This is a genomic window from Allobosea sp. (assembly GCF_051860145.1).
In the GTDB taxonomy this organism is placed as follows: Bacteria; Pseudomonadota; Alphaproteobacteria; order Rhizobiales; family Beijerinckiaceae; genus Allobosea.
In genome coordinates this window covers 405482-421027 of sequence record NZ_JBHYEM010000004.1, presented here as the reverse complement: position 1 = coordinate 421027, position 15546 = coordinate 405482, and the positions used below count along the sequence as shown (strand labels likewise).

General features: G+C 66.7%; 18 protein-coding genes and 3 tRNA genes. 10 read left to right on the top strand and 11 right to left on the bottom strand.

Features of this window, described 5'->3' with window-relative positions; genetic code table 11:
• The 6 genes from ACTIF2_RS10075 to ACTIF2_RS10050 form a co-directional block, all read right to left on the bottom strand.
• On the bottom strand, positions 1-261 hold a 261-nt coding region (locus tag ACTIF2_RS10075), incomplete at its 3' end, for a GTP-binding protein (RefSeq protein WP_439496915.1).
• Between the two features lie 90 nt (positions 262-351).
• On the bottom strand, positions 352-1152 hold the full coding sequence (locus tag ACTIF2_RS10070; protein WP_439496914.1) for a hypothetical protein: 801 nt from the start codon (positions 1150-1152) through the stop codon (positions 352-354).
• Between the two features lie 98 nt (positions 1153-1250).
• Positions 1251-2531, bottom strand: a complete 1281-nt coding sequence (gene pncB, locus ACTIF2_RS10065; RefSeq protein ID WP_439496913.1) for a nicotinate phosphoribosyltransferase — start codon at positions 2529-2531, stop codon at positions 1251-1253.
• A gap of 116 nt (positions 2532-2647) precedes the next feature.
• Positions 2648-2721 (bottom strand) — tRNA-Gly (locus ACTIF2_RS10060).
• Positions 2722-2877: 156 nt separating this feature from the next.
• A tRNA-Tyr gene (locus ACTIF2_RS10055) sits at positions 2878-2962 on the bottom strand.
• A 184-nt stretch (positions 2963-3146) separates the two neighbouring features.
• The gene (locus tag ACTIF2_RS10050; RefSeq protein WP_439496912.1) at positions 3147-3701 is read right to left on the bottom strand and encodes an AAA family ATPase; all 555 of its coding nucleotides are present in this window, start codon (positions 3699-3701) and stop codon (positions 3147-3149) included.
• Positions 3702-3837: 136 nt separating this feature from the next.
• On the opposite strand from ACTIF2_RS10050, the gene ACTIF2_RS10045 reads away from it, so the two are divergent.
• The 6 genes from ACTIF2_RS10045 (at position 3838) to ACTIF2_RS10020 (ending at position 9448) form a co-directional block, all read left to right on the top strand.
• Positions 3838-4641: a TrmH family RNA methyltransferase gene (locus ACTIF2_RS10045; RefSeq protein WP_439496911.1), complete on the top strand. Its 804-nt coding sequence runs from the start codon at positions 3838-3840 to the stop codon at positions 4639-4641.
• Between the two features lie 396 nt (positions 4642-5037).
• Positions 5038-6693: an MFS transporter gene (locus tag ACTIF2_RS10040; RefSeq protein ID WP_439496910.1), complete on the top strand. Its 1656-nt coding sequence runs from the start codon at positions 5038-5040 to the stop codon at positions 6691-6693.
• Between the two features lie 177 nt (positions 6694-6870).
• A tRNA-Thr gene (locus tag ACTIF2_RS10035) sits at positions 6871-6945 on the top strand.
• A 78-nt stretch (positions 6946-7023) separates the two neighbouring features.
• Entirely contained in the window at positions 7024-7470 is a 447-nt protein-coding gene (locus ACTIF2_RS10030; RefSeq protein WP_439496909.1) for a hypothetical protein, read from the top strand.
• A gap of 85 nt (positions 7471-7555) precedes the next feature.
• Positions 7556-8542: an MBL fold metallo-hydrolase gene (locus ACTIF2_RS10025; RefSeq protein WP_439496908.1), complete on the top strand. Its 987-nt coding sequence runs from the start codon at positions 7556-7558 to the stop codon at positions 8540-8542.
• 132 nt (positions 8543-8674) lie between these two features.
• Complete coding sequence (locus tag ACTIF2_RS10020; protein ID WP_439496907.1) at positions 8675-9448, top strand: NAD kinase; 774 nt, start codon at positions 8675-8677, stop codon at positions 9446-9448.
• 9 nt (positions 9449-9457) lie between these two features.
• On the opposite strand, the gene ACTIF2_RS10015 is transcribed toward ACTIF2_RS10020, so the two are convergent.
• Both ACTIF2_RS10015 and ACTIF2_RS10010 read right to left on the bottom strand, forming a co-directional pair.
• The gene (locus ACTIF2_RS10015) at positions 9458-10672 is read right to left on the bottom strand and encodes a DUF2336 domain-containing protein (protein WP_439496906.1); all 1215 of its coding nucleotides are present in this window, start codon (positions 10670-10672) and stop codon (positions 9458-9460) included.
• Positions 10669-11760: a lytic transglycosylase domain-containing protein gene (locus ACTIF2_RS10010; protein WP_439496905.1), complete on the bottom strand. Its 1092-nt coding sequence runs from the start codon at positions 11758-11760 to the stop codon at positions 10669-10671. The genes ACTIF2_RS10015 and ACTIF2_RS10010 overlap by 4 nt, the downstream gene beginning before the upstream one ends.
• 137 nt (positions 11761-11897) lie before the next feature.
• Here ACTIF2_RS10010 and ACTIF2_RS10005 point away from each other — a divergent pair, with 137 nt between their 5' ends.
• The 4 genes from ACTIF2_RS10005 (at position 11898) to ACTIF2_RS09990 (ending at position 13990) form a co-directional block, all read left to right on the top strand.
• Entirely contained in the window at positions 11898-12395 is a 498-nt protein-coding gene (locus ACTIF2_RS10005) for a MaoC family dehydratase (protein ID WP_439496904.1), read from the top strand.
• A gap of 4 nt (positions 12396-12399) precedes the next feature.
• Complete coding sequence (locus ACTIF2_RS10000) at positions 12400-13278, top strand: HpcH/HpaI aldolase/citrate lyase family protein (protein ID WP_439496903.1); 879 nt, start codon at positions 12400-12402, stop codon at positions 13276-13278.
• Between the two features lie 65 nt (positions 13279-13343).
• On the top strand, positions 13344-13595 hold the full coding sequence (locus ACTIF2_RS09995) for an AbrB/MazE/SpoVT family DNA-binding domain-containing protein (protein WP_439496902.1): 252 nt from the start codon (positions 13344-13346) through the stop codon (positions 13593-13595).
• Positions 13592-13990, top strand: a complete 399-nt coding sequence (locus ACTIF2_RS09990) for a type II toxin-antitoxin system VapC family toxin (protein ID WP_439496901.1) — start codon at positions 13592-13594, stop codon at positions 13988-13990. The genes ACTIF2_RS09995 and ACTIF2_RS09990 overlap by 4 nt, the downstream gene beginning before the upstream one ends.
• 108 nt (positions 13991-14098) lie before the next feature.
• Here the strand turns inward: ACTIF2_RS09990 and ACTIF2_RS09985 are convergent, their stop codons facing one another.
• Genes ACTIF2_RS09985 through ACTIF2_RS09975 form a run of 3 tightly spaced genes read right to left on the bottom strand, consistent with a single transcriptional unit; the run spans position 14099 to position 15469 of the window.
• On the bottom strand, positions 14099-14281 hold the full coding sequence (locus ACTIF2_RS09985) for a hypothetical protein (protein WP_439496900.1): 183 nt from the start codon (positions 14279-14281) through the stop codon (positions 14099-14101).
• Positions 14282-14289: 8 nt separating this feature from the next.
• Positions 14290-14895: a flavin reductase family protein gene (locus tag ACTIF2_RS09980; protein ID WP_439496899.1), complete on the bottom strand. Its 606-nt coding sequence runs from the start codon at positions 14893-14895 to the stop codon at positions 14290-14292.
• Between the two features lie 4 nt (positions 14896-14899).
• On the bottom strand, positions 14900-15469 hold the full coding sequence (locus ACTIF2_RS09975; RefSeq protein WP_439496898.1) for a nitroreductase family protein: 570 nt from the start codon (positions 15467-15469) through the stop codon (positions 14900-14902).
• Positions 15470-15546 lie beyond the last annotated feature (77 nt).

Sequence of the window (15546 nt, the reverse complement as noted above, 5' to 3'; positions counted from 1 at the left end):
GTCGGCGTGACCGGGGCAGTCGACATGGGCGTAGTGCCGCGCCGCCGTCTCGTACTCGACATGCGCCGTCGAGATCGTGATCCCGCGCGCCTTCTCCTCAGGCGCCTTGTCGATCTGGTCATACGCCGTGAACGACGCCCCGCCAGTCTCAGCCAGCACCTTCGTGATCGCAGCCGTCAACGACGTCTTGCCATGGTCGACGTGACCAATCGTCCCGATGTTGCAATGCGGCTTGTTGCGAGCGAATTTCTCTTTGGCCATGACACCTTTTCCTCGACGACGGCCATGTTCGGCCGGAAAACGCGGTCGAATTAGGGTGTTTTGAGGCGTGATGCAAGGCGGGAGCGGACGCTAGCGCTTCACCGGCGACATCAGCTTGAGCGGCCGGCGCTCCTTCGCGGTCGAGAACAGCGAAAAGGTCCGGTTCACGTAGTTCGCCACACCGGACAATCCGTCGAGATAGTTTCGCAGCGGGGGCGTCACCTCGCACTCGACCAGGCGCACCGCTCGCGACGGGTCGGGCGTCTCGAATCGCACGTAAAACCAGGGCTCGCCGCGCTTGAGCACCAGATCGCGCGCCGGCTCATGCCATTCGAAGGCCCACATCATCGGCCGCGGCCAGATATGGATCGGCATGCGTCCGCCGATCAGGACGCCCGGCAGGGCGTCTGAGCGATAATGGGCGAAAGGCGGCAGCTGCGACAGGAACACCTGCTCGTCCGCGAGGAACAGATACGGCGTCATGATCTGCACGACCGGGCGCTGCGGATGCCGCCACTCCTTGCGCGACACCACGGTGAACATCTGCTGCAGCGCCTTCGACCTGATCGTGGACTGGTCGCCCGCCGCATTGATCACTTTCGGCTCGCCGCCCTCCGGCGAGAGCTCGATGCGCAGGTGCAGGTCGATCGGGCACGGCACCTCGAACAGGCGCGCCTCGTGATCGGTCACCGCGGGACAGACGCGAACCGATTTCGCATGTCGCATCTTCGGGTCGTCATTGCGCGAAAGCCGCTGCGGCGCTTCCCAGATGAAGCTCGCCTTGTCGGCGTCGATGATCCACCCGACCTCGACGGTGCGGCCGCTCGATGCCGCGGGCTTGCGTTTCAGGAAGCCAAGCATCTCGGAAACGCCCTCGCCCGGTCGATGCATCGAAACATTCTGCCGTAAAATCGCACGAATGCATGCGTCGAAGTGGGGGTCAATCCTCCATATGAAGGACCGGCGAGGCGCCGTCGCGCCCCGGCTTGTCAGGCGGCGGCGCCGAAGACCCGCCTGTAGCGCGCCACCTCTTCGGGATCGCCCGAGGCCTTCTCGGGATTGTCGGAAAGCTTCACCGCCGGCCGCCCGTTCACGCGCGTCACCTTGCAGACCAGCGACATCGGATCGAGCGCGCGCGAACCGTCGGGCGAGCAGCCGACGAGGTCGTTGGTGAGGTCGGTGCCCCAGCCGAAGGCCATGCGGACCTTGCCGTCGAAATGGCGGTAGACCTGCTCGATCGCCGAGACGTCGAGCCCATCGGAGAAGACCAGCAGTTTCTCCCTGGGGTCGCGGCCCTTCGCGCGCCACCAGGCGATGATCTGTTCGCCCGCCTCGATCGGCGGAGCGCTGTCGGGCCGGAAGCCGGTCCAGTCCGCGACCCAGTCCGGCGCGCGCCGCAGGAAGTCGGCCGTGCCGAAAGCGTCCGGCAGGGCGATCAGCAGGTTGCCGCCATAGACCCGGCGCCACTCGTCGAGGACGCGATAGGGCGCGTCCAGCATCTCCTCGTCGCTGTCCGACAGCGCCGCGAGCACCATGGGCAGCTCATGCGCATTGGTGCCGATCGCCTCGAGATCGCTGTCCATCGCGAGCAGCACGTTGGAGGTGCCGGTGAAGCGCGGCCCGAGCCCCTCCTTCAGCGCCTCGACGCACCAGCGCTGCCAGAGATGGCCGTGGCGGCGGCGGGTGCCGAAATCGGAGAGCCGCAGCCCCGGCAGTTCCTGCAGGCGCTCGACCTTGCTCCACATCTTGGCCTTGGCGCGGGCATAGAGCACGTCGAGCGAGAAGCGCTTCTGGCCGTTCATCACCCGCCGCGCCCTGAGCTCGTTGATGATCGCCAGCGCCGGCACCTCCCACATCGTGCTGTGGCTCCAGTCCCCACCGAAATGCAGCTCATACTGACCGTCGACACGCTTGAGCTCATAGTCGGGGAGCTGAAACTCCGCGAGCCAGGCGATGAAATCGGGCGAGAACATCTGGGTCTTGCCATAGAAGCTGTTGCCGGCCAGCCAGATCAGCTCCTTCTTGCTGAAGCGCAATCCGCGGGCATGGTCGAGCTGGGCCCTGAGCTCGTCCTCGTCGACGAGATCAGCCAGGCGGATATGCTTTGAGCGATTGATCAGCGAGAAGGTGACCTGCACGTCCGGATGGAAGCGCCGGATCATCTGCAGCATCAGGAGCTTGTAGAAATCGGTGTCGAGCAGGCTGCGAATGATCGGATCCAGCCGCCAGCCATGGTTATAGGTTCGCGTTGCGATATCGGTCGGAGTCATGCGGCGCGCGGTCCGTTCGGCTGCTGGGCCGAAGAGAACTAGGCGAGATCGCTACGCTTGAACATCCGCCTGCGCTCGTGCGGGGTGCGACCATCACGCAGGGCGCGCAGGGCCGGTGGAGCGGGTGAAGGGAATCGAACCCTCGTATTCAGCTTGGAAGGCTGCTGCTCTACCATTGAGCTACACCCGCGCTCCGCCCGAAATCGGCGATGGTGGCTTGGATGTCAAGACGGTGGGGCGTCGGAACAGTGCCAGTCACAGCCAACTCCGGCGCGACAGCCTTCGCTCTGCGATCTCGGCCGGCTTCGCCGTTGGCTTGCCGAGCCGTAGCCCGCAGGGCGAAGGTTGGTGGGGGAAGCAGGACTCGAACCTGCGAAGGCATAGCCAGCGGATTTACAGTCCGCCCCCTTTGCCGCTCGGGACATTCCCCCGCCGTGTCGCGGACGCGGACCCTGAGGTCACCGTCCGGCTGCCTGTTTCAGTTTCGTGACGAGCAACAGGCGCGGGCGGACTTATGGTGACCGGTGTCCGGCGTGTCAACGGCAAAAAGCCGCCGATCCTCGTTTCTTCGCATCGGGCCGGCGGCTCGATCGCGCATCGTGGCCCACCCTGGAATCAGCGCCCTTCCCCGATCCGGGCCATGACGAAATCGGCTCGTGCCGCGACGCTCGCACGCGGCAATTCGCACAGCTCGTAGCCATAGCCGCGATAGGCTTCGACCATGGCATGATAGGTCCGCTCGGCCTCGGCGAAATCCTGCTTGCGCTCGGCATCCTGCCCGAAAATCTCCGGCCAGGGCGGCGCGATGAAAACGAGGCGGCCGTAGCGGACCTGTCGTGCGGCCCGGTCGACATGGCCGGGAACGTCGAGCCCCGACAGGCGGAGATAGCCGGCGACATCGGGGACGCCGCGATCGAAGATCACCGGCCTCGCCTCCTCCTGCCCCGCCTGATGCGAGCGCAATTCCCAGCTCAGCATTAGCTCGGCGAAGAGATTGCGATCGGCCCAGGGCAGCGCTGTGCCGCCAATTGCGACCTGATCGCGGATGATGGCGCGCCCGGCTTCGGGAAAGGTCGCAAAGCCGCGCGCGGCGAGCGCCGCGATCAAGGTCGTCTTTCCCGAGCCCGGCCCCCCGGTGATGATGGTATGGCGCTGGCAGTCGATCGTCATGGCAGTCCCGTTTTCCTCTTTTTCCACGTTTTCGGCCGGCCGCGCGACTGGCACGGCAGCAAAACCCGTCGCCATGCACTGGCAAAGCGCGGCGTGTCGTGTCAGGGCAGGGCTCGTCATGTTTCGGAGGCCCATCATGCCCGCGCCGTTCCGCCCCAAACCGGCCAGGCCCGGCGGCAAACCCTTCGAGCGCCGCGGCCGCGATGCTGGCCCGCCGCCGCACCGACCGGGCGAGATCGACGAGGCGGTCCTCTACGGCGTCCATCCCGTGATCGAGGCGCTACGCAACCCGAATCGGCGCCATCGCAAGCTGCTGGCCACCGAGAATGCCGCAAAACGGCTGCGCGAGGAGATCGGCGAACTGCCGATCGAGCCCGAGCTCGTCCGCCCATCCGAGATTGATCGCCTGCTCACCCCCGACGCCGTGCATCAGGGGCTCTATCTGGCTTGCGATCCCCTGCCCTCGCCCGATCTCGACAGCTTGCCCGACGATGCGGTCGTGCTCGCGCTCGACCAGATCACCGATCCGCATAATGTCGGGGCGATCCTGCGCTCGGCCGCCGCCTTCGCGGCTGCCGCCGTGATCGTCACCATCCGCCATTCGCCGGCAGCCACCGGCGTGCTGGCGAAATCGGCCTCCGGCGCGCTCGAGCACGTGCCGCTGATCGCCGTGCGCAATCTTGGCGATGCGCTCGACCAATTGGGCAAGCGCGGCTTCCAGCGAATCGGCTTCGATTCGGAGGGCGCCACCGCCTTCGACGAGATCCCGCTGCGCCGGCCATTGGTCATGGTGATGGGCGCCGAGGGCAAGGGCCTGCGCCAGCGCAGCCGCGAGCTCTGCGACCACCTCGCCCGCCTGGAGGTGCCAGGCACCATCACCAGCCTCAACGTCTCGAACGCGACCGCGATCGCGCTCTACGCCGCGAGCCGGCGCGGCTGAGACGCCATCGGCGCAATACCGCGCTCAGGACGCCAGCACGAAGCCGGAGGATGTCGCGGGAATGCGCGGCACCCTCGCCCTCCTTCCCCTCGATAGCATTGCCGGATCATAGCGCGACCACGCGGAGGCCCGCCTACCGTGTCTTGCGCGCGCCAAGACACGCATAACGACCTGCGACTTAGGTATTACATCGAACGGTGCAAGACCAAGTGCCTGATTGCATGGCGTTCGACATGCGCTCATTGGTTTGAACTTGTCGGAATAGTGCAAGGAAAACTTGATCCGGCAGTCAGTGGCATCGTGTCGCAAGAAATCGAGCCACCAGGAAATCGGGCCACACGAAATCGCGCAGCCCGGACTCGTCCAGCTGCCGGGCATCATGCAGGGGAGAACGCCATGAGCATGGCAACACATTCGGAAGTGGGGGCGGCCCACCGTCCGATGACGCGAGAAGAAAAGAAGGTCATCATCGCGTCGTCGACCGGCACCGTCTTCGAGTGGTACGACTTTTATCTGGCCGGCTCGCTCGCCGCCAACATCTCGGCGAACTTCTTCTCGGGCGTGAACCCGACCGCCGGCTTCATCTTCACGCTGCTCAGCTTCGCCGCCGGTTTCGCGGTCCGCCCGTTCGGCGCGCTGTTCTTCGGCCGGCTGGGTGATCTCATCGGCCGCAAATACACCTTCCTCGTCACCATGATGGTGATGGGCCTCGCGACCTTCGTCGTCGGCCTGCTGCCGGGCTATGCCGCGATCGGCATCGCCGCGCCCATCGCCTTCATCGCCTGCCGCCTGCTCCAGGGCCTGGCGCTGGGCGGCGAATATGGCGGCGCCGCGACCTATGTCGCCGAGCACGCCCCGCAGAACCGCCGCGGCTTCTACACCTCCTTCATCCAGATCACCGCGACCTTCGGCCTCTTCCTCTCGCTCGTCGTCATCCTGGCGCTGCGCATGAGCATGTCGGCCGAGTCCTTCGCGGCTTGGGGCTGGCGCGTGCCGTTCCTGCTCTCGATCCTGCTGCTCGGCATCTCGATCTGGATCCGGCTGCAGCTGCAGGAATCGCCCGCCTTCACCAAGATGAAGGCCGAGGGCACACTGTCGAAGGCGCCGCTCAGCGAAGCCTTCGGCCAGTGGAAGAACGCCAAGATCGCCCTGATCGCCCTGATCGGCGGCACGGCCGGCCAGGCCGTCGTCTGGTATGCCGGTCAGTTCTACGCGCTGTTCTTCCTGACCCAGACGCTGAAGGTCGACGGCACCACCGCAAACGTCCTGATCGCGCTTTCGCTGCTGCTCGGCACGCCGTTCTTCGTCGTCTTCGGCGCACTCTCGGACAAGGTCGGCCGCAAGCCGATCATCCTCGGCGGCTGCCTGATCGCGGCGCTGACCTTCTTCCCACTGTTCACGGCGCTGACGAAGACCGGCAATCCGGCGCTCTACAACGCCCATGACAACGTGAAGATCACGGTCACGGCCGATCCCGCGACCTGCGGCTCGCTCTTCGACCCGGTCAACGTGCGCACCTTCACCAGCCCCTGCGACGTCACCCGCAAGGCGCTCGCCACCGGCGCGCTGAACTATCAGCTCGTCTCCGGTCCGGCCGGCTCGCCGACCAAGGTCGAGGTCGCCGGCAAGGAAGTCCCGGTCTCGCCGACCTTCGGCGCCGACCTCACCGCCGCCGCTCAGGCTGCCGGCTACCCCAAGGCTGGCGACGCCGGCATCGTCAACGTCAGCAAGGGCCTGAACGGCCAGTTCTGGTCGATGGTCGGCATCCTGTTCATCCTCGTGCTCTACGTCACGATGGTGTACGGGCCGATCGCTGCGATGCTCGTCGAGCTCTTCCCGACCCGCATCCGCTACACCGGCATGTCGCTGCCCTATCATATCGGCAACGGCTGGTTCGGCGGCTTCCTGCCGCCCACCATGTTCGCCATCGTCGCCTCGACCGGCGATATCTACTCGGGCCTCTGGTATCCCGTGGTGATCGCGCTGATGACCTTCGTCGTCGGCCTGCTCTTCCTGCCGGAGACCAAGGACCGCGACATCTACAAGTCGTAAGTCGTCAATCGGCAAAACGACCAGAGGGGAAAGCCCCGCCCATCCGGGCGGGGCTTTTTTCGTGCGGGTATCCAAGACAGAGAAGTCCGAGCCAGACATGGCACCGAAGCCGCGACAGCGATGCCTCCCGCCTTGCCCTCGCCGCGACAGGCTGGTAACCGCATCGGGCTGACCCGGGCCGGCGTAGCACAGCGGTAGTGCAGCGGTTTTGTAAACCGAAGGTCGGGAGTTCGATCCTCTCCGCCGGCACCATATATGAAAGTCAGCGTGGCGTAGGATCGGCGCGACGCAGGCATGCGATGGTCGAGGCCTTCGGACTGGACGAGCGGCATGGACAAGGAACAATTGCTCACGCTGGCGGAGCGTTGCGAAACGGCACAGAAGCCGGACCGCGCGCTCGATGCCGATATCTACGAGGCGTTGGGTTACAATGTGCGGCGCAAGCCGAGCCACCTCGTCAGCAGGCGCGCGCCCGCCGGCGGCATCTACCAGCAGGGTTCGCTGTGGAAGGCCCTGGGCACGGTCAGCGCCAATATCGACGTGACGATCACGCTGCTGCGGCAGAAGGCTCCCGATTGGAGCTGGAGCCTGCAATGCCTGAGCGAAGAGGACTCCACCGCCTTCCAGGCTTTGGTAGCCGAATGTTCGGGCAATGCCATGCTCGGCTCGCTCGCGCTTTGCGCCGCGATGCTGCGCGCCTTCGCCCGTCACGGTGGCGCGATACGGGGCCGCCGGCCGCCGGCGGGTTCAGTCGAACGGCGGTTCACGGAAAGTTGACCTTGCGCAACCGCCTGACGGTTGAAGCGTTCCCCACCAGCGCTAGGGTGCAGCCCAGGCTCAATGACAGCCTAGGGAGAGCACCATGCAGCCTTTCGAATTCTCGCGCCGTGCCCTGATCGCGGGCACCGGCGCGCTTGCTGGCGCCATCACACTCGACCTGCCCGCCGGCTTCGCCCGGGCCCAAGCGCAAGGAGCACCCGTGAACCAGGCCCCAGGATTCTACCGCTACAAGATCGGCGACATCACCCTCACCGCCATCAATGACGGCTTCGGCCGCCGCCCGCTCGAGGGCTTCGTCCGCAATGCCGAGCTCGCCGACGTCAAGAAGGCGATGGAGCAGGCCTTCCTTCCGGCCGATGCGCTCAACATCACCTTCACCACGCTCGCCATCGAGAGCGGCGGCAAGCTGACGCTGATCGACACCGGCAATGGCGATTCCGGCGCGCCGACCTCCGGCACCTGGATGAAGAACTTCACCGCCGCCGGCTTCGACCCGAAGAACGTCTCGACCGTCGTCTTCAGCCATTTCCACGGCGACCACATCAACGGCTTCCGCCTCAAGGACGGCACCGCTGTGTTTCCCAATGCCGAGGTCATGGTGCCGGCCGCCGAATGGGCGTTCTGGATGGACGACGCCAAGATGAACGCTGCGCCCGACGCGATGAAGGGCGCCTTCGGCGGCGTTCGCCGCGTCTTCGGCCCGATCGCCAAGGACGTGAAGCAGTTCGAGGGCGGCAAGGAGATCCTGCCCGGCATCACCGCCATCGCAGCGCCGGGCCACACGCCGGGCCACACCGTCTTCGCCCTCGCCTCGGGCACCGGGCGCATGATGGTGATGTCGGACACGACCAACCACCCTGCCCTGTTCGTGCGCAATCCCGACTGGTCGGCGGTCTTCGACATGGACGGGCCGCAAGCGGCCGCGACCCGCCGCAAGCTGCTCGACATGGTCTCGGCCGACAGGATGCAGGTCGCGTTCTATCACGCTCCCTTCCCCGCGACCGGCCACATCGCCAAGGCGGGCAACGGCTTCGAGCTTGTGCCCGTACAATGGACGCCGGCGATCTGAGCATCGTCCATCCAAGACGACCAAGCCGGGGGCGACCCCGGCTTTTTTATGCCCTGCGCGTCTCGCCGCCTCCGCTACGCCCGTGCTATGCCCGGCTCACGTCGCTTTGGACTGGCTGTTGCGGATTTCATGATGACCGAGCGTTTCGGAGCCATCTCCTTCGTCGCCAGCGAGACGCCGGAGGCGGAATCCGCGCTGGAGAAACTGGTCGCGCGCTATGGCAATGCCGACCCCGCCACGGCCGACGTCATCGTGGCGCTCGGCGGCGACGGGCTGATGCTGCAGACGCTGCATCGCTTCCTCGGGACCGGCAAGCCGATCTACGGCATGAACCGCGGCTCCGTCGGCTTCCTGATGAACGAATATCGCGAGCGCGGCCTGAGCAAGCGCCTGGACGCAGCCCAGCGCAGCGTCGTCCACCCGCTCTCGATGAACTCCACCGACCAGACCGGCGCCATGGTCCAGGCCAAGGCGATCAACGAGGTCTCCCTGCTGCGCCGGTCCTACCAGGCCGCGAAGCTGCGCATCTCGGTCGATGGCCAGGTCCGCCTCGACGAGCTGGTCGCCGATGGCGTGCTGCTGGCGACGCCCGCCGGCTCGACCGCCTATAACCTCTCGGCCAATGGCCCGATCCTGCCGCTGGACGCGCCCTTGCTGGCGCTGACGCCGATCGCCGCCTTTCGCCCGCGCCGCTGGCGCGGTGCCCTGCTGCCCGATCAGGCCCAGGTCTCGATCGAGGTGCTGGAGCCGGCCAAGCGCCCCGTCAGCGCGATGGCCGACCATATCCAGATCGACAATGTCGTCTCGGTCGAGATCGAGATCGACCGCAGCGTCGATCTCGTCATGCTGCACGACCCCGGTCACAGCCTGGACGAGCGCATCCTGCGCGAGCAGTTCGGCTACTGACGGCCGCCTTCAGGCCGCGACGCGGACCTCGTCGGCCTCGAGCTCGACCAGCAGCGACGGATCCGCCTCGACGAGGAAGGCGAACGCCGCATCGTCGGCAAGCGAATCGGCCATGACCCGCGCCTCCTCGCGCGCTGCCTCGGCATCGAGCCGCCGCAACAACCCGTTCAGGGCATCGGCCTCGGGCCCTTCGAGCTGCTCGCAGGCGAACAGGACGGCACTGAGGATCGCCCGGTCGATACCGCTGGAGCCGCTCACCCTGGCAAAACCGACCACGTTCAACGCCGCCACCGCGGCCGCGAAGGCCGGCTGCAGCGAGGCCGGCATGCCGGCCTTCCGATAGAGCGCCTTCATGCCTCCGCCGCTCCGGTCGCGCAGCAGCGCCGTCACGCGGGCCGGCGGCAGCCCGGACAACGAGGCGAAGGCGGCTTCGGCCAAGGCAGGCTCGGCGCTGAGCAGCGAACGCAGCATCAGGCCGGGTGTCAGCCGGCCGAGCGTGCGCAGGCATTCGACGATGGCGGGCGCATCGCTCTCCGCCCCGCCCGCCGCGAGCGAGACGGCGACGCGCTCGGTCGATTCGCGCGCCAGCCTGGCGCTGCGCTCCGGCGTCAGCCAGCCGCAGCCCGAGACGAAACTTGCCAGCGCATCCGACATCCGTGCCGCGATCGCCTGGCGCAAACCGGGAGGCAGGTCAGGGCGGCCGAGAAGTGCCTCGCGCAGCGCGCCCGATTCGCTTTCGCGCTCGAACATCCGCTCGAGCGAGAAATCGGGGATATCGGCCGAGCGATTGCTCGCCAGCGTCACGAGCGCCTCGACATGCCCGACCTCGGCCAGCGCCGCCGCGACGCCGGACGACAGGTTGGGTCGCAAGGCGATGGCGCGCTGCGCCAGGGCATCGCCGACGGCAGCCGCATCGACCAGGTCGGCCTCGGTCAGCACCGGCGAATGCGCCAGCACCAGCGTGCTGACATCGCTCTGGTCCGCGATCAGGCTGAGGATCAGGGTGCGCGGCGCCCGATGCGAGGCGGCGACCTCTTCGGCAATGGCGCGGCGCACCAGCGGCGACGGGTCGTCGACCAGCGAGATCAGCGCCGTCTCGGCCTCGCGACGATCCTCTTCGGCCATTCCCGAGCGCAAATAGGCCCCGGCCAGCGCCGCGGCGCCGGAAGCGCGCGCCTCGGCATTGGCCGTGCGGGCCCAGAGCAGGAAGCGGCGAACGATCATGTGCCGCTCCGCTGGATCATGAAGGACGAGAGATTGAGCGGCGCGCGGCGCGGCCTGGCGGCCTGCTTCGCCTGCACGCTCGCGGCCTGGCTCAGATCGACGGGGCGCGACGGGGGCAGCGGAGCACTGACCGGCACGGGCGCCGCGGCGGAAGCACTCGCCGCCTCGACAGGCGCCGTCGCGGCAGGAGCCGCGCCGCTTTGTGCCTGGCGCGGGAAGAACCGATCGGCCGGATCGAGCGCCGCCAGCCGCGAAGCGTCGCTGCGCGGCGTCGTCCACAGATTGGCGACCGCCTTCGAGACCGGCTGGCGCGAGCCTTCGGTCGAGAACAGCCCGATCAGCCCCTTGGCGCGGCCGGGCGAGAGCGCGGCCGCGATCTCCACGGGCGGATCTGACGCCTGCGACGCATAGGCCGTCGCGACCTTGGCCTCGCCCGTCGCAGTCGCGGCCGCGAGCTGGGTATTGGCGTGGCTGGCAGCCAGCACACCATAGACCTCCTGGGCGCTGCGGGCGCGGCCGGACTTGTCGAAGAAGATGCCGCGATTGGCGGCGGCAGCGTCGGGAAAATCCCTGGCCGCGACGCGCGTCGGGTCGCTGCCGACGGCGCGAATGAGATCGGATGCGCCGCGCGAACCGAGGACATGCGCCATATAGAGCTCGCCCGCATTCGGCTGGCGCCCGAGCGTCGCGGCAAGCTGGTCGCGGTTCTTCTGCGTCAGCGCGCCGGCCATGACGGCGGCGACCTGCGGATCGTTGCGCAATTGCAGGATCTTCTCGCGCGTGGCGGGATCGCTGACGCTGAGCCGGCCGCTCTCGTCGGCGCTGATCGCGTTGGCGTAATTGGCCAGCCCCTGTTTCGGCCCCTCCTGCTTCACCATCGAAAGCCAGGTCTGCTCGATGAACTGGAACAGCCCCGTGGCGCTCGAGGTCCTGGCCTTGGCGTCCGGCTCGAGCGCGGATTCGCGCTGCGCCGTCTTCAGCAGATAGTCGAAGCCGGCGCCGGTCCGCTCGGCCCCCTCGCGGATGGCGTTAACGATCGGATTGGTCGGCGCTGTCTCGCGTGTCTGCGGGGTCGTAAACAGGAACATGGAGACTCTCGGGCGGCCCGCGTGCAAGGTGCCCGAGCGCCTGTGGAGAGTGCCGCAATTATGGTAAGCGAAGCGTTAAAGAGCCGGATTCCTCGTGTCGAAACGGCGCGTTCGGCCGGTGCAGTGGAGAAGCGTTGATGACGGAGATCAGGCGGCACAAGCGCGGCGGCATCTATTTCGAGGATTTCCAGGTCGGCGCGATCATCGAGCACGGGCTCACCCGCACCGTGACCCAGATGGACAACATGCTCTTCTCGAACATGACGCTCAACCCGCAACCCCTTCATATCGATGCGCATTTCTGCGCCACCGAGACCGAATGGGGCCAGCCGCTGATGAACTCCCTGTTCACGCTCGGGCTGATGATCGGCATCTCGGTCAACGACACCACGATCGGCACCACCATCGGCAATCTCGGCATGACCGACGTCACCTTTCCCGCCCCGCTCTTCGAGGGCGATACGGTGAACTGCGTCACCGAGATCGTCGGCAAGCGCGAATCGCGCTCGCGGCCCGATGCCGGCATCGTCGAGTTCCATCATCGCGCCTACAAGCAGGACGGCACGCTGGTGGCCCAGTGCCGCCGCCAGGCCTTCATGCGCAAGCATCCCGAACCGTTCACCACCACGGCCTGACCGGATGCGCTCCCTCCTGTTCGTGCCGGGCGACAGCCCGAAGAAGCTCCAGAAGGGCCTGGAGAGCGGCGCCGATGCGCTGATCCTCGACCTTGAGGATTCCGTCGCGCTGGACGCCAAGGCGCAGGCCCGCGCGATCAGCCTCGACTTTCTCGGCACGGCCCGCCGGCAGGCGAAGCGCCCGCTGCTGATCGTGCGCATCAACGCGCTCTCGACCGGCCTCAGCGACGCCGATCTCGACGCCGTCATGCCGGGCGCGCCGGACGCGATCATGCTGCCCAAATCCGAGGGTGGCGTCGACGTCTCGCATCTCGGCGCCAAGGTCGCGGTCCGCGAGGCCGAGAACGACCTGCCGGACGGCGCGACCCGGATCATCCCGATCGCCACGGAGACCGGCAAGGGCATTTTCGGGCTCGGCAGCTATGCCGGCGCGACCCATAGGCTGGCGGCGCTGACCTGGGGCGCCGAGGACCTCTCCGCCGATCTCGGCGCCGAGACCAACCGCCTGAGCGACGGCTCCTATACCGACCCCTACCGGCTTGCCCGCTCGCTCACGCTCTTTGCCGCCGCCGCCGCCCAGGTCGACGCGATCGACACGGTCTTCACCAATTTCCGCGATGCCGAGGGCTTTCGCGCCGAATGCATCGCCGGCCGCCGCGACGGCTTCACTGGCAAGATGGCGATCCATCCCGCGCAGGTTCCGGTGATCAACGAGGTCTTCGCGCCGGCGCCCGACGAGGTCGCCAAGGCCGAGGCCATCATCGCGCTCTTCGCGGCCAATCCCGGCATGGGCGTCATCGGGCTCGACGGCGAAATGCTGGACCGACCGCACCTCGTCAGGGCGCAGCGCCTCAAGGCACGGGCTGAGAAGCTGGCGCGATGACCGGGCGCTCCTTGATGGTAAGGTCTTTTTGCCTTACATAAGGAGCGTCATCCGGAGATCTTGCCATGAGCACGCTCACCATCACCGCCAAAGGGCAAGTCACGCTGCGCAAGGACTTTCTCGAGCATCTGGGCGTCCATCCCGGAGAGAAGGTCATCGTCGACAAGCTTCCCGACGGTCGGATCGAGGTGAAGGCCGCGCGGCCGACCGGCCAGATCTCGGATGTCTTCAATATGCTGAAGAGAGAGAACGGCCCTGTCCTGTCGATCGAGGAGATCAACGAGGTCGCGGCACGAGGTTGGGCCGGCAGGCGATGAAGATCACGGCCGACACCAATGTGCTCGTCCGGGCCGTGACGGGTGACCACGAACAGCAAAGCAAGATCGCCCAGGCGCAATTGGCAGGCGCGGAGACGGTCGCGCTGGCGCTGCCGGCGCTTTGTGAATTGGTCTGGGTGCTGTCGCAGGGCTACAAAATTCCATCGAGCGACATCGCGGACACGATCCGGCGCTTGATGAACGCTGACAATGTCGCGGTGAACCGGCCTGCGGTGGAAGCGGGATTGGCTCAACTCGATGCCGGCGGCGATTTTGCCGATGGCGTCATCGCCTATGAAGGGCGCTGGCTCGGCGCGGACAGCTTCGTATCCTTCGACAAGAAGGCGGTGAAGCTGATGGCGGATCAGGACAAGCCCGCGCTGCTGCTGTCATAGAGCTCGGCGAGCGGCGAGCCGATCGCCTTGGGCGAAGCAGGCGCCGGCTTACAAACCGCCTCAGCCCATCAGTGCAGCTGACTCCAATGATTCAGGTTTTCGGCAGCCTCAGCGCACCTGGATCTGCCGGCAGTTGCGCATCGTCGAGGACAGGCAATCCTGCGCCTTCCGCGCGCGGTCGAGCTCGAAGAGCAGCCAGACACCCGCGCCGAGGAGCAGCAGCGTGACGATGACGGCGAGCAGATTGACGGTGGTCCGCCAATCGTCTTCGTCACCGGGACGCTGAGCCATCACGGCGCTCAGCCGCCGGCCGGGCGTGTGATCGAGAACAGATGGTCGACCTCGGCATAATCGGCATAGCCGCAGCGCGCGATCGGATGTGCGCCGGCCGTGTCGAACCGGCCGTCGCGAACGTATCTGTCGTCCATGAAGATCCCGACCACCTGGCCCAGCACCATCCAGCGCGGCACCGGCTTGCCGTCGAGGTCGCTGAGCTGCTGGATCGAGAGCAGCTTGCATTCCAGCGCCGCCGGGCTGCCGGCCACGCGCGGCGGCTTGACGAACTGCGACTCCGCCATGGCCAACCCGGAATGCTCATATTCGCTGGTTCCGCGCGGCAACGGCGCGGAAGTCTGGTTCATCTGCTGGGCGAGCGCCTTGGTCACCAGCGAGCAGGTGAACTCGCCCGTCTCCTCGATGAACGACACGGCGTCCTTCTTGTTCTCGGAGGAGAACATGACGATGTGCGGGCGCGACGAGACGGCGTTGAAGAAGCTGTAGGGCGAGAGATTGATCTCGCCCTTGGCGCTCATCGCGGTGATCCAGCCGATCGGCCGCGGCGTCACGATCGCCTTGAACGGATCATGCGGCAGGCCATGGTCCTCGAGCGCGGTGGAATAGATCATCGCCTCAGGCTCCGTAACGGCTGACGATATCGGCGAGGACGGGGCGCTCGCGGTCCGCCGGAATGGTTTCGGGCGTACCGATATGGATGAACCCGGCCATGCGCTCGTCTTCCGCCAGCCCGAAGGCCGTGAGCACGTCGCGGTCGAAGGAGAACCAGTTGGTCAGCCAGGAGGCGCCAAAACCCATCGCCTGCGCCGCGACCAGGATATTCATGCAGACCGCGCCGGCCGAAAGCTCCTGCTCCCATTCCGGGATCTTGACGTGAGGCCGCGCCCGCGACACCACGCCGATGATCAGCGGCGCATAGGTCAGCCGCTTGCGCTCGAAGGCGACTTTTTCGGCGTCGGCCTCGGGATTCTTGCTGCGGAAAGCGCTGGCGACGACATCGGCCGCCTTCTCGCGCGCCGCGCCCTCGAAGATGACGAAGCGCCAGGGCGCAAGCTTGCCATGGTCCGGCACGCGCGCGCCGATGGTCAAAAGCTCGGCGAGCTGGTCGGAGCTGGGGCCGGGCGCGGTCAGGAATTGCGGCGGCACCGAACGGCGCAGCTTGAGCAGGGCGAGCGTATCGGTCATGAGAAACCCGGGTATGAGGATTTGTCGGCAACCCGCACGACGTGGCGTGCCGTATGGCCCCTGAACTAGTGGTTTGC